General features: G+C 65.8%; 8 protein-coding genes. 6 read left to right on the forward strand and 2 right to left on the reverse strand.

Annotated elements, in window-relative coordinates:
* The first annotated feature begins 229 nt into the window (after positions 1-229).
* Both FG13_RS00140 and FG13_RS00145 read left to right on the forward strand, forming a co-directional pair.
* Positions 230-601 carry a YajD family HNH nuclease gene (locus FG13_RS00140; protein ID WP_034755042.1) on the forward strand — a complete coding sequence of 124 codons (372 nt, stop codon included), beginning with the start codon at positions 230-232 and terminating at the stop codon, positions 599-601.
* A gap of 21 nt (positions 602-622) precedes the next feature.
* Positions 623-1,291, forward strand: a complete 669-nt coding sequence (locus FG13_RS00145; RefSeq protein ID WP_035817332.1) for a response regulator — start codon at positions 623-625, stop codon at positions 1,289-1,291.
* Between the two features lie 36 nt (positions 1,292-1,327).
* On the opposite strand, the gene FG13_RS00150 is transcribed toward FG13_RS00145, so the two are convergent.
* A complete protein-coding gene (locus FG13_RS00150; protein ID WP_035817333.1) occupies positions 1,328-3,481 on the reverse strand; it encodes a TonB-dependent receptor domain-containing protein in 2,154 nt (717 codons plus the stop codon).
* 170 nt (positions 3,482-3,651) lie between these two features.
* On the opposite strand from FG13_RS00150, the gene FG13_RS00155 reads away from it, so the two are divergent.
* Positions 3,652-4,998 carry a sensor histidine kinase gene (locus FG13_RS00155; RefSeq protein WP_035817336.1) on the forward strand — a complete coding sequence of 449 codons (1,347 nt, stop codon included), beginning with the start codon at positions 3,652-3,654 and terminating at the stop codon, positions 4,996-4,998.
* A gap of 27 nt (positions 4,999-5,025) precedes the next feature.
* Here the strand turns inward: FG13_RS00155 and FG13_RS00160 are convergent, their stop codons facing one another.
* Positions 5,026-8,247 carry a di-heme oxidoredictase family protein gene (locus FG13_RS00160; protein ID WP_402720818.1) on the reverse strand — a complete coding sequence of 1,074 codons (3,222 nt, stop codon included), beginning with the start codon at positions 8,245-8,247 and terminating at the stop codon, positions 5,026-5,028.
* A gap of 303 nt (positions 8,248-8,550) precedes the next feature.
* Here FG13_RS00160 and FG13_RS00165 point away from each other — a divergent pair, with 303 nt between their 5' ends.
* The 3 genes from FG13_RS00165 (at position 8,551) to FG13_RS00175 (ending at position 13,696) form a co-directional block, all read left to right on the forward strand.
* A complete protein-coding gene (locus tag FG13_RS00165) occupies positions 8,551-9,930 on the forward strand; it encodes a winged helix-turn-helix domain-containing protein (RefSeq protein ID WP_235211635.1) in 1,380 nt (459 codons plus the stop codon).
* Entirely contained in the window at positions 9,927-10,919 is a 993-nt protein-coding gene (locus tag FG13_RS00170; protein WP_035817338.1) for a DUF2804 domain-containing protein, read from the forward strand. Before FG13_RS00165 ends, FG13_RS00170 begins: the two co-directional genes overlap by 4 nt.
* A gap of 110 nt (positions 10,920-11,029) precedes the next feature.
* Positions 11,030-13,696, forward strand: coding sequence for a bifunctional acetate--CoA ligase family protein/GNAT family N-acetyltransferase (locus FG13_RS00175; protein WP_035817339.1), 2,667 nt, complete (start codon positions 11,030-11,032; stop codon positions 13,694-13,696).
* The last annotated feature ends 12 nt before the right edge of the window (positions 13,697-13,708 follow it).

Consider the following 13,708-nt stretch of genomic DNA (forward strand, 5'->3'; position numbering starts at 1 on the left):
GATAGCCGAAATCGGCTGCCTTGCGCATAAGCCCGTCGCCGCCATGCCCATCGTCTGTTCGCGGTCTGTCGCTGGGCTTATTTTGCGTTAAATCAAGTAATTGTGGTGCCGCGCACGCTAAAAAAAGCACGCCGGCGGCGACACGGGCTGGCGGCGTGGCAGAAAAAGTACAATTGCGCCCCCATCCTCATTAAAATGGGCGCTTCTACCTCCCATATCGAAAGTTGTCATGCAGAGTAAAAAGCCCGATGCGGCACGGCTGGACAAGATCGTGGCCGAAGCGCGCCGCGCCGCCGACCAGCGCGAGAGCGGCTACCGCGAGCGCTCGCTGAAGATGTACCCGTGGGTGTGCGGCCGCTGCATGCGCGAATTTACACGCGCCAACGTGCAGCAGCTGACCGTGCACCACCGCGACCACAACCATGACAACAATCCGCCCGATGGAAGCAACTGGGAACTGCTGTGCCTGTATTGCCACGACAATGAGCACTCGCGCTACCTGGAAGCGGACCGTGGCGCCGGCCTGCTGTCGGCCGAGGTGGCGCCGGCCACGCACAATCCGTTTGCCGCGCTGGCGGGCCTGATCAAGAAAAAGGACTGAGCGGGCCGCGCCGCTTTCCCCATGCGCATCTTGCTGACCGAAGACGACCCGCAGCTGGGCCGCGCCACGCAAATCGGCCTGGAACAGGGCGGCCATGCCGTCGACTGGGTCACGAGCGCCGAACACGCGCACACGGCTGTGCGTCTGCACGACTACGGCTGCATTTTGCTCGACCTGGGCTTGCCGGGGCAGGACGGCATGCAGGCGCTGGGCGTGCTGCGCGATAACGGCTACAGCGGCGCCGTGCTGGTCGTCACGGCGCGCGACACGGTGGGCGAGCGCATCGCCGGCCTCGACGCGGGCGCCGACGACTTCATCGTGAAACCGTTTGACCTCGACGAACTGGCCGCGCGCATCCGCAGCGCCTGCCGCCGCGCCGCCGGCCGCCTGCGCGAAAATCTCGTGCACGGCGACCTGGTGCTCGATATCGCCGACCGGCAAGTGAAGCAAGGGGGCTTGCCCGTGCTGCTGACGGTGAAGGAATTTCGCATCCTGCAACTGCTGCTGGAACACGGCGGCCGGGTGCTGAGCCGGGAACAGCTGGAGAAAAACCTGTACAGCTGGGGCGGCGAGGTGGAAAGCAATGCCGTGCAAGTGCACATCCACCACCTGCGCAAGAAGCTGGGACGGGACCTGATACGCACCGTGCATGCGATCGGTTATTGCATCGACAAGCCTAAAGCTGCTTGACGAAAAAAACGGGCGGCTCGTAGGCCGCCCGCTTGATTAGAAATCGACGGTGGCCGACAACCACAGGCGGCGTCCATCCAGGCTGTTGACATAGCGGTTGGCGTAGGTCAAGGTCGGCGCCGATGAACCACGGTACGGCTGGTAGTCGATGAAGTCCTTGTTGAGCAAGTTGTACACGGCCGCGTTCAATGTCACGCGTTTGTTCAGCTGGTAGCTGGTGCCCAGGTGCAGCATGGTGTAGCCCTTGTAGTCGCCCAGCGCGGCCTTGGCGGCGCGCGTGGAAGCCGAGGTGCCCGGATCGCGGACGCGCTCGCTGCGGTATTCGGCGCGCAGCCAGCCGTTCCATTCGCGCGAGATATCCCAGCTCAAGCGTGCGTTGACGGCGTGCTTCGGCGTGTCGCTCAGGGGCTTGCCCGCGTTGCTGCCGCTCTTCTGTTCGCTTTCCGTGTACGTGTAGTTGGCGCTGGCCGACAAGGTCTTGCTCAGCGGGAAGCGCGTGTTCAGCTCGACGCCGCGCGTGACGGCCTCATCCACGTTGACGGACTGGCCAAACGCATCGACGTTGGGCCAGTTGCCGAAGCTGACGCAGCCGGGACGGTTGGGCGAAGGGCGATAATCGCAATTGACGAGGCCCGTACCCGTCGTGATCTTGTCCTTGAACTCATTGTTGAACAGGGAGCCGCTGGCCGTCCAGCCGGCCAGGTTGTCGAAGTAGGCGCCGATCTCCGTTGTCGTGCTCGTTTCCGGCTTCAGGTTCGGGCTGCCGACGAGGGGAATCGTGCCTTGGCCGCCAAAACCGTTGATGCCTGGCGACAGTTGCTCCACGCGCGGCGTCTTGTAGCCCTTGCTGACGCCGCCCTTGACGATCCAGCGTGGCGTTGCGTTCCACACGGCATAGGCACGGGGGCTGGTCTGGCCGCCGAAGATGCTGTGATCGTCATAACGGGCGCCGAAGGTCAGGGCGAGATTCTCCAGCACTTGCCATTCGTCTTCCACGAACAAGGCTTTTTGCGTGAATTCGAATGTCTTCGGCGCCACGCCATCCGTCATTTCCGCCTTCCACCATTGCGCGCCGACGGTCGCCATGTGCTTGCCCAAAGGCATGACCAGCTTGGTGTCGAACACCTGGCTTTCCACTTCCAGCGTGCGTGCGCTGCCGGCGACGGCGCCTGGCGTGCCCGGCGGAATCGTGCGGCCCAGAGTTTCCGTCTTGTTCACCATATAGCTGCTATCCAGCGTGCCGAAGCCGAAGCGGCCCGTGTGCGACAGGGTCCACTGGTCGCGGTTGTATTTCTGCTCGGGACCGTAGCCGCCTTGCAAGCCCAGGGTGCCCAGCTGCTTCTTCGAATTGTCGTAGGTCTGGCGGCCCGCGTCCGCGTCGAGGATGACGGTGTGGTAGCGGTTTGGCGTGAAGGCCAGGCGCGCGCCAAAGTTTTCAATGTCCGCGCGCACGGGGTTGGCGCCCATGCCCGGCACATTTTCCCCACCGGCCGCGTCGTTGTAGCGGATGTTGGCCGCATCGCGGCGCTGCTTGCTGCCGCGCAGCGACAGGCCCAGCAGGTCGGTGGCGATGGGGCCGCTCAGGTAGAAGCGGCCGCTTTTCACGTCGCCGAAATCGGATTCTTCCTGCACGGTGTAGTCAGCCGAGATAGAACCCATCCACTGCTTGCCTACCTTGCGCGTGATGATGTTGATCACGCCGCCCATGGCGTCCGAGCCGTACAGGGTCGACATGGGGCCGCGGATGATCTCGATGCGCTCGATGGCGGCCAGCGGCGGCATGAAGCTCGTCTGCGTGCCGCCGAAGCCGTTCGGTGTGACGTTGCCGGCCGCGTTCTGGCGGCGCCCGTCGATCAGCACCAGGGTGTAGTCGCTGGGCATGCCGCGGATGCTGATGTTCATGCCGCCCGTCTTGTCGCCCGCCGCGCCCACGTCGATGCCTTCCACGCTTTCCAGTGCCTGCGTCAGGTTGCCGAAGCGCTCCTTCGACAGTTCCTGGCGCGTCAGCACCGTGATCGATGCCGGCGCCTGCTTGATGTCCTGCTCGAAGCCGGAGGCGGACACCACCACTTCGGGCATGCTGGCCGGCGCGCCAGTCTGGGCGTGCGCCGGCAGGCAGGACAGGGCGGCCAAGGCCAGGGCCAGGGTGGTGGGACGCGGCAGGCGCGCGCGGCGGGGGTTGTTGGACATGCAAACTCCTGATGGTGGATGAGTTATCGGTTGATGTTGCTCGTGCAAGCTAATGGGAATCATTGACGCAATAAGAATCATTTACAATTGCGCCCATGGCTACCCAAAAAATATTTCGCTCCGGATCTTGCGCAGAAGTTCTTAAGAGATTCTTAACGGCTGGCGACAAGGTGAAAACCTGGTCTTTGCGGCGTACCTTGCTGGCCGTGCTGCTGGGCCTGACCCTGGCCCTGTGGGTGGGCAGCGCCGCCATCGTCTACGTGGAAGCGCGCCGCGAAAGCCAGGAGTTGTTCGACCAGTCGCTGATCGAGACGGGCCATTTGCTGCTGTCGCTGGTGGAAAAGGATGCGCGCCAACACGGCTTGACGGGACCGATCGACCTGCCGCTGCGCGGCCAGCCGAATCCCCACCAGTATTTGCTGTTCAAGGTGCGCGACGCGCAGCAGCGCGTGCTGTACCGCAACGATGCGGCGACCGACATCGCCCTGTCGCGCAGCGCGCCGGACGGTCTGTCGTGGACCAGCATAGCCGGCCAGCGCTGGCGATTGTTTTCGCTGTGGGACCCGCAGCGCAGCCTGCAACTGCTGGTGGCCGAGCCGACCAGCCACCGCGACGACATCAGCCGCGGCTTCTTTTACCGCATCGCCGTGTTCGGCCTGCTGCTGGTGGCGCTGGCCACGATTGCCATCTGGTGGAGCATCCACCGCGTGTTTCGCGTGCTGCAGGCATCCGCCGATGAAGTGTCGGCGCGCACGCCTGATGAACTGGCCGACGTCAGGCTCGCTGGCGCGCCCGCCGAGCTGCATCCGCTGCTGCTGGAAATAAACCGCCTGTTCGGCAGGGTGCGGCAAAGCCGCGACAACGAGCAGCGCTTCACGGCCGATGCGGCGCACGAGCTGCGCACGCCGCTGGCCGCCATCAAGACCAATCTGCAAGTGCTGCAGCGGGCCCGCAGCGCGGACGAGCGCGAGGAATTCATCGCCGCCCTGGGCGCCAGCGTGGAGCGCGCCACGCGCCTCGTCAACCAGTTGCTGGCGCTGGCGCAGCTCGATCCGCAGTCGCAGGCGGAGACAGCGCTGGCGCCGGGCGACCTGGCCGAGCTTCTGTCTCGGCAGGCCGCGCAGTGGCAGGCGCTGGCCGCGCCATACGGGCTGTCGCTGGCCGTGAACCTTGCGCCGGCGCCGTGCGCGCTGCATGCGGGCAGCCTGCAGATATTGCTGCGCAACCTGGTCGAGAATGCGCTGCGCTATACGCCGGCGCCGGGCTTTGTGGCCGTCAGCTGCGGCGTGGAAGCGGGGCGCAGCTACCTGCGCGTGGCCGATACGGGGCCGGGCGTCGCCGAGGAATTGCATGAGCGCGTGTTCGAACGCTTCGTGCGCCTGGGCGGCGGACAGCTGCCCGGCAGCGGCCTGGGATTGTCCATCGTGCGCCGCATCGCCGAACGGCATGGCGCGCAGATTGTTCTTGGCGCCGGCTTGCAGGGGCGGGGGCTGGCGGTGACGGTCATGTTTCCATGACAGCAGCACCAGCCGCTCTTCAAACGCTTACAGCGACTTCAGGAAAGCCAGCAGCGCATCGCGGTCCGTCTTCGACAGGTTCTCGAAACGCTGGCGCGCTTTAGTCCCTTCGCCGCCATGCCACAGGATCGCTTCCGTCAGGTTGCGCGCGCGGCCGTCGTGCAGGTAACCAGCCTTGCCGCCATTGCCCATGACTTTTTCCGTGTAGCCGATACCCCACAAGGGCGCCGTGCGCCACATGCTGCCTTGCGCCAGACCTTCCGTGAAGGTGTCGGCCAGTTCGGGGCCCATGTCGTGCAGCAGCAGGTCGGTGTAGGGACGGATGGTCTGGTTGCGTAACTCTGCAAACAGGTGGCCCGCGCCCGTCTTCATTTCCACCGTGTGGCAGGCGGCGCAGCGCATGCCCTGGAACAGCTTCGAACCGGCGGCAACCTGCTGCGGGTCGACCTTGAGTTCCTCGATCGGTGCCACGCCTTTCGGGAAACCGCTGGCGATGCTGCGCTGGGCCGGTATGGCCACCAGTGCCAGGTATTGCGTGATCGACTGCAGGTCCGCTTCCGAGATGCCGGGCTGGGCGCCGCCCGCCGCACAAGCCACCGGTCCGGCCATGCAGGCGCGGTTGCGGTACACGGGAGAAGTGACGGCCATGTCCAGCAGCAGCGCGTCGGCGGCCTGGTGGCGCAAGGTGGCTTTCGATGCCTTCCAGCCGAAGCGTCCCAGGCGCACGGCGCCCGTCTCTGGTTCATACACATAGTTGGGCAGGCCCTTGACGCCGTCGGCATCCGGCGTGCTGCGGGCGCGCGCCAGGATGTCGGCTTCCGGCACGGCTTCCAGCAAGCCCGTGCCTATCATCGGCGGCGCCGCGCGCAGCGAGACGACTTGCGGCACGGGGCCTTCGAAGGCCAGCGTTGGTTTGCGCAGTTCGACCTGCGTGCCATCGGCCAGGGTGGTCTTGCGTGCCGTAAAACCGCCCACGCTGACGCTGTTGCCCCAGTTTTGCGGCACGCCGGACGGCGAGACTGCATTCATCTGGATCGCCGTGCCGTATTGCGGGTGCGGCACCTGCTGTCCCGCCGCATTCAGGCTGGCGACGCGCACGGCCATCGTGTCGAGGCGCTGATTCACGGCCATCGGCGCGGGGCTGCGGCCATTGTTGACGTGGCAGGCGATGCAGGCCGACTGCCCGTAGCGCTGTCCCTGCAGGCCGACGGCGGGCGCGTAGCGGTCGTTGCCGCCTTCGTTATGCTCGCCGGTGGTGAAGTTCGTGTGCACCAGGCGGCGGCCTTCGACGAAGCGCTGCATGTTCTGCATGCCGATATTGTTGTGCGGCTGCTGGAACATGAACAGGGCGTTGTCCGAGTAGTTATATGACACGGAACCGAGGCCGCCGGACAGCGTTTCTTCCGGCAGCGGCACGCCATTGAGGCGCGGCTGCACGCCGTACCACGGCCGCAGGCCCGCGCCCACCACATAGGTCCATTCGTACGAGTAGTAGCGGATGCCGCCATCATCGCCTTTCGATGCCATCGAGGCGGTGGTGGAAAACATCGATGGCGAGACTTCGATGATGTCGCCCGCCGTCAGCGCGCGCGCCTTGACGTCCGCGCCGTTCGGCATGCCGGCGGCATCGAGGCCGCCATGGCCCGGGTATTCCTTGATCAAGAGGGTACAGGCGCCATTGATGCCGTTGGCGTTCGTCAGTCTGTCGTTGGCCGGGTAGGCCGTCGGCTTGCAGACGGGGACGTTGCGGTCCACCAGTTCGCCAGGCGACATCCAGCCGTAGCCCGTTACGCCAGGGCGGTCGAAGCCGCGGAAGAAGGCCACGCCGCCGGACAGGAAATCGACGGTGGTGTACTGGTTGACGATCAAGGTGGGCTTGGTAACGCCGCGTACCTTGCTGTTGTCGATGATTTCCACGCCCCAGGTGCGGTTCTTGAAGTACTGCGGCACGAAGGTGAGGTAATTGCCCGGTCCCTTGTCTTGCGGCAGGCCCGTGGCGGGATCGACCGTTTCATTCGGGCCGTAGCCGATCTCATTCCATTCCTCGCCCCGCTCGCGGCCATGGCGCGCCAGGCCGCGCGCGCCGAAGCGCGTCACCAGGGTGCCGTCGGCCAGGGTGAATTGCAGGCTTTCCAGTGGCTGGGCGGCCGCCGGCAGCGGTGTCCAGCCGGTGCCGTTGGCGGGGAATTTCAGCGCCGAGGTGGTGGTGGACGGCAGGCTGTTGTCGCTGCCCGGCGTCTTGAAGCTCACTTCCAGCAGCGAGTAGCCATACTGCGTGGCGCGCGCCACGCCCTGCAGGCGGATGTAGCGGGCATGGATGCCCAGGTTGAAGAATTCCTCCATGCCGCCGCGGCCATTGCTGACATAGCGCACTTGCGACCAGTGTTGCCCGTCGTCGGATACCTGCAGCGCGTACTGCTTGCCGTACGCGTTTTCCCACAGCAGTTTCATGTAGCCGACGGGCGTCTTCGCGCCGAAGTCGAACTGTATCCAGGCGCCGTCCTCGAACTTGCTGGCCCAGCGCGTGCCCGTCTTGCCGTCGATCGCCATGGCGGCCGACATGCCGTTGTTTTCCACGGGTGAGGAAGTGGCGGCCACGGGGCGGATCTCCACGCCGGGCTGGCCCGGATCGATGGTGACCGGGGGCGGTTCGGTGACGGGCGGCGTCACGGGCGGCAGGACGGGCGTACCCGAAAATGCCTGGATTTCAAAGATGGAGTAACCGTACTGGCCCGCGCGTTTCACGCCCTGCATGCGCAGATAGCGTCCTTGCGCGTCGAATCCCGTGAGGTCCTCGATGCCGCCCTTGCTGTCGCTGACGTTCTGGATGGTGGTCCAGTGCGTATTGTCGTCCGATACCTGCAGCAGGTAGGCGCTGGCGTGCGCGTTTTCCCAGGCGATATGCACGCGGGTGATGCGCTGCGAAGTGCCGAAATCGAGGGTCAGATATTCGTTGTCGCTAAAGCCGCTGCCCCAGCGCGTGCTGTCGTTGCGGTCGATCGCGGCGCTGGCTGACAGATCGCCCCGTTCCGCCGAACTGGCCGTGGCGACGACGGGCGTCAGCGCCGTTTCCGCCGATGTTTGCGCCAGCAGGCGCTGCGCCATGGCGGGCGTGGCCGGGTTGTCGCCGCCACCGCCACCACCGCCGCACGCGGCCAGCAGCAGGGCCAGGGCCAGCGGCAAGCGCCGCATGGAAAAGTGGATAAAGCCGGTTTGGTGCTGCAGGGGCCGAAGCAGGGATGTGTGCATGCTATCTTCCTTGTTTTTATTGATTATGCAAGATTGGTCAGACTGGCCGTCTCCGCATCCCCGTCAATGGTGTTGCGCATGCTGCAGCGTCACGGCAGCGCCTTGCGGCCAGGGGCGGCAAGGAGGGGCATGGCGGGCAAAGATGGGGGAGCAGTTTTAATTGCCGTATGGCAATAATTTTCTTAAGTTATAGAAGCGCATGAGGCATGTCAAGAAGTCTCGTGGACTTGTCGTCAACTGTTCATGTCGTCCGGGTTTTTTGCACTATGCTGGTGCGCAAGATGAATAAGAATGGGCGATGGCATGAATAAAATTCAGGAAGAAATGCGTGGCGCGCGACGGGAATGCGGTATCTTCCTGAAATGCCTGCCGACTGCGCGTCCCTTTTTTGAGGAAGAACTGACCTTGCCGATTCCGCCCGCCACACCGATACTCGCGCCGCTCTCGCTGCCCGCCGCGCGCGCCTTGCACCTGGCCGCGCAGGGCTTGCTGCAGGCGCGCCGCAAGAAGGCCGTCAAGGCCGACGTGCTGGCCGCCATCCGCCAGATGGGCGTGCTGCAGATCGACACCATCCACGTGGTCGCGCGCAGCCCTTACCTGGTGCTGTGGAGCCGGCTGGGCGACTATCCGCAGCCGTGGCTGGAGCAATTGCTGGCCGAGGGCGCGCTGTTCGAATACTGGGCGCATGAAGCGTGCTTCGTGCCCATCGAAGACTATGGCTTGTACCGCCACCGCATGCTGGACCCGGCCGCCATGGGCTGGAAATACTCCGTCAAATGGATGGCCGAACAGGGCGATGCCGTGGCCTCCGTGCTCGAACATATCCGCGTGAACGGCGCCGCGCGCTCGGCGGACTTCGAGCGCACGGATGGCCAGGCGGGCGGCTGGTGGAGCTGGAAACCGGAAAAGCGCTCGCTGGAAGTCTTGTTTACCTCGGGCGTGCTGATGATCGCCAAGCGCCATAATTTCCAGCGCTATTACGACCTGGCCGAACGCGTCTTGCGGGGTTGGCACGACGGCTTGCTGCCGCCGGAAGAACAGGTGCGCCGCCGCCTGCTGCTGGCCAGCGTGAAGGCGCTGGGACTGGCGCGCGCCAGCTGGATCAGCGACTACTTCCGCACCAAGCAGTCGCGTGCCAGCCTGGTGCACGATTTGCAGGCGCTGGTGGACGAGGGCGCGCTGCTGCGCTGCACGGTCGATGGCTGGGTTGACGCCGTCTACGTGCATGCGGAACATGGGGAGTTGCTGCGCGACGCGGCGGCCGGCAAGCTGGCGCCCACCCTGACGACGATCTTGTCGCCGTTTGATCCCGTCGTGTGGGACCGGCGCCGCGCGCTGGAACTGTTCGGCTTTGACTACCGGCTCGAATGCTACACGCCCGCTGAAAAACGCCGCTATGGCTACTTCACCTTGCCGATCTTGCGGCGTGGCGCGCTGGTGGGACGGCTGGACGCCAAGGCGCACCGCGCGCAGGGGCGCTTCGAGATCAAGTCGCTGGCGCTGGAAGTGGGCGTGCGCCTCAGTGCCCGCCTGGTGCAGGACGTGGCAGGCGCCGTGCGGCGCCTGGCGCTCTGGCATGCCTGTCCCGATATTGATATTGCGCAGGCGCAGCCGGCGCTATTTGGCCAGCAGCTGGCCGAGGCGCTGCACGACGGCGGCGCTGCCGCAAGGCAGGCCGCATGACGCTGCCAGCTGCTCCTTCCCACCTGCTCAACGCCGACGGCCAGCCCCGCTTCGGCCGCTACACGGGCCAACTGGACGCCTTCGACTATGCCGCGCTGGCGCCGCCGCATGCACGCGGCGCCCTCTGGCGGCTGTTCCACCACAAGCGCTGGCATTACGTGGCCCTGTCCACGCCCACTCTGTTTTGCGGCGTGGCCATCGTCGACCTGGGCTGGACCAGCACGGCCTTCGCGTATGCCTTCGACCGCCACAAGGGCAAGATCGTGGCGGCTTTTTCGCAGGATGGCGTGCCGGGCCTGTCCGCTACTGTCGCGCCGCACGCGGGCGCCAGCAGCCGTTTTCGCTTCCTTTCGCAAGTGATCTCCATCGAGGCCCTGCCGCAGCAGCGCTACCGTTTGCGGCTCGATTGCGGCCATTTCGGCATCGATGCGGAATGCGGCCCGCCCGTGGCGCCCACCTTGCTGGCCGTGGGCCCCGTGGGCGAGGGCGGCAGCGTGCATGCGACGCAAAAGTCGGGCGGCCTGCCCTTGTGGGGCACCGTGCGCTGCGGCGCCATGGGCTACAGCCTCGATGACGGCGTGGCCAGCTTCGATTATTCGAACGGCTTGCTGGCGCGCGAGACGGAATGGCGCTGGGCCTCGGCGCACAGCCTGGACCTGGGTTTCAATCTGCAGGCCGGCTATTTCGGCGCGCATGAAAACGCGCTGTGGCTCGATGGCCAGCTGTATCCGCTGGGCCGCGCGCATTTCGATTTCAATCCCGACAATCCGCTGGCGCCGTGGCATGTGTGGACGGACGACGATCTGCTGGACCTGCACTTCAAGCCGGAAGGCGCGCGGCGCGAGGATAAAAACCTGTGGATCGCCGCCAGCCGCTACATCCAGCCGATCGGCACGTTCAGCGGCTGGGTGCGCGCCAGCGCGGAGTCGCCCAAGCGCATCGTGGCGCAATTGGCCGGGGTGACGGAAAGCCACCGCTCGCGCTGGTAGGCGCATGGTTTTTTGTGAAACGCATCGCAAGGTCAAATTTTTTTGGCAACGCATCCTTTACACTGGGGCGTTACCAAGCAAGCCACTCCGGCAATCCATGAGGCCAGAACATGAGCATCCGTAATCTCGACAAGCTGTTCAAGCCGGCCTCGGTGGCCCTGATCGGCGCCACGGCGCGCGAGCGCAAGCTGGGCGCCATCGCCCTGTACAACCTGCTGGGCGGCGGCTACCAAGGGGAAATCTGGCCCGTGAATCCCAAGTATGACGAGCTGATGGGCCTGAAATGCTACCGCAAGCTGGCGCACTTGCCCAAGGCGCCGGACCTGGCCATCATCTGTACGCCGCCTGCCACCATCACGGCGCTGATCCGCGAACTGGGCGCGCTGGGCACGCGCGCGGCCATCGTCATGACGTCGGGCCTCGATCCCGTGCGCGAGCAGTCGCTGCGCCTGGCCATGCTGAAGGCGGCCAAGCCGCACCTGCTGCGCATCCTCGGCCCCAACAGCATGGGGCTGCTGGTGCCGAAACTGGGCTTGAACGCCAGCTTCGCCCATGTCGGCGCGACCAGCGGCAAGATCGCCTTCGTCTCGCAATCGGGGGCGCTGGTGTCGGGCGTGCTCGACTGGGCCAATGCGCACGGCGTGGGCTTTTCCAAGTTCATTTCGCTGGGCGCCAGCTACGACATCGATTTCGGCGACCTGCTCGATTACCTGGCCGGCGACATCGACACGGCCGCCATCCTGCTGTACATGGAAGACATCCAGGCGGCGCGCAAATTCATGTCGGCGGCGCGGGCCGCCGCGCGCAGCAAACCCGTCATCGTCCTGAAAGCGGGGCGCGAGGCGGAAGGCGCGGCCATGGCGGCCTGGCATACGGGCGCGCTGGCCGGTTCCGACGCCGTGTACGACGCGGCCATCCGCCGCGCCGGCATGCTGCGCGTGTATTCGGCCGAAGAACTGTTCGACGCCGTGGAAACCCTCACGCACATCCGCTCGCAACGCGGCGAGCGCCTGGCTATTTTGTGCAACGGCGGCGGCCTGGGCGTGATGGCCACCGATGCGCTGGTGAGCAGCGGCGGCAAGCTGGCCGAACTGTCGCCCGATACCGTCATCGCGCTGGAAAAGGCGCTGCCACGGGGCTGGTCGCACGACAACCCCGTCGGCTTGCCCGGCGACGCGGCAGTGCAGCGCTATGCCGACGCCATCAAGCCCTTGCTCGACGAGCCGCAGGCGGACGCCTTGCTGCTGCTGCATGCGCCCACGGCCATGGTGTCGTCGATCGACATCGCCGAAGCCGTCACGCCGCTGATCAAGGCGACCTCGCGCACGGTGCTGTCTTGCCTCTTGGGCGGCACCACCGTGGCGCCCGCGCGCCAGGTCTTCAACCGGGCCGGCATTCCCACCTACGACACGCCGGAAAAGGCCGTGCATGGCTTCATGCAGATCGTGCAGTACCGGCGCAACCAGGAAACCCTGATGCAGGTGCCGGCGCAGCTGCCCATGTCGGCCACGCCGCGCCGCGCCAGGGTGCGCGAAATCGTCGCCGCCGCGCTGGCGGCCGGCCAGACGGTGCTCGGTGAATGCCGCTCGAAAGAGATTTTGGCCGCCTACGGCATTCCCGTCGCCACCACGCGCATGGCGGCCGACGTGGAAGAAGCGCTGGCCGTGGCGGCGGACATCGGCTATCCCGTCGCGCTGAAAATCCATTCGCCCGACATCGCCCACAAATCCGACGTGGGCGGCGTGGCGCTCGACCTCGACACGCCCGACATCCTGCGCACGGCCGCCGCCGCCATGCTCAAGCGCGTGCGGCGCATGCGTCCCGACGCGCTGATCGACGGTTTTACCGTGCAGCAGATGGCGCGCCGGCCGCAATCGCATGAACTGATTGTCGGCGTCACCACCGACGCCGCTTTTGGCCCCGTGATACTGGTGGGGCAGGGCGGCATCGCCGTGGAAGTGACGGCCGATCACGCCATCGGCCTGCCGCCGCTGAACATGGTGCTGGCGCGCGACATGCTGGCGCGCACGCGCGTGTCGAAACTGCTGGCCGGCTACCGCAACCAGCCGCCGGCCGACATCGACGCCATCTGCTACACCCTGATCCAGGTGGCCGAACTGGTGGCCGACATCGGCGAGCTGGCCGAACTGGACATCAACCCGCTGGTGGCCGACGCGGACGGCGTGATCGCCCTCGACGCGCGCATCCGTTTGCAGCCGGGCCAGCAGCGCGACCGCCTGGCCATCCGCCCGTATCCGCAGGAACTGGAAGAGCAGGTGACGTGGATGGACCAGTCGATTCTGCTGCGCCCCATCCGTCCCGAGGACGCGCCGCAGCACATGGAGCTGTTCCATGCGCTGGACCCGGACGACGTGCGCCTGCGCTTCTTCACGTCCATGCGCGAGCTGCCCGTGTCGCAACTGGCGCGCCTGACGCAGATCGATTACGACCGCGCCATGGCCTTCATCGCCACGCACACGGGGCCGGACGGCAAGCCGGAAACCCTGGGCGTGGTGCGCGCCGTGGCCGACCCGGACAATATCCACGCCGATTTCGCCATCGCCGTGCGCTCGGCCCTGAAGGGCAAGGGGCTGGGGCATATCCTGTTTGAAAAGCTCGTCGATTATTTCCGCAGCCGCGGCACGGAGGCGCTGGTGGGCGAGGCCATGGCGCGCAACAAGGGCATGCAGCGGCTGGTGAAAAGCTTTGGCGGCGAAGTCACGCCGTCGGAAGAGCCTGGCGTCGTGAACCTGCATATCGGCTTGCGCACGCCGTAAAAGAAAGCGCGG

Source organism: Janthinobacterium sp. RA13, from assembly GCF_000745325.1.
GTDB lineage: Bacteria > Pseudomonadota > Gammaproteobacteria > Burkholderiales > Burkholderiaceae_D > Janthinobacterium > Janthinobacterium rivuli.

What these genes read in the sequence shown, in the direction of transcription:
- FG13_RS00175 (WP_035817339.1), top strand. Translation starts at nt 11,030, where the DNA reads ATGAGCATCCGTAATCTCGACAAGCTGTTCAAGCCGGCCTCGGTGGCC.
- FG13_RS00160 (WP_402720818.1), bottom strand. Translation starts at nt 8,247, where the DNA reads ATGCACACATCCCTGCTTCGGCCCCTGCAGCACCAAACCGGCTTTATC.
- FG13_RS00165 (WP_235211635.1), top strand. Translation starts at nt 8,551, where the DNA reads ATGAATAAAATTCAGGAAGAAATGCGTGGCGCGCGACGGGAATGCGGT.
- FG13_RS00140 (WP_034755042.1), top strand. Translation starts at nt 230, where the DNA reads ATGCAGAGTAAAAAGCCCGATGCGGCACGGCTGGACAAGATCGTGGCC.
- FG13_RS00170 (WP_035817338.1), top strand. Translation starts at nt 9,927, where the DNA reads ATGACGCTGCCAGCTGCTCCTTCCCACCTGCTCAACGCCGACGGCCAG.
- FG13_RS00145 (WP_035817332.1), top strand. Translation starts at nt 623, where the DNA reads ATGCGCATCTTGCTGACCGAAGACGACCCGCAGCTGGGCCGCGCCACG.
- FG13_RS00150 (WP_035817333.1), bottom strand. Translation starts at nt 3,481, where the DNA reads ATGTCCAACAACCCCCGCCGCGCGCGCCTGCCGCGTCCCACCACCCTG.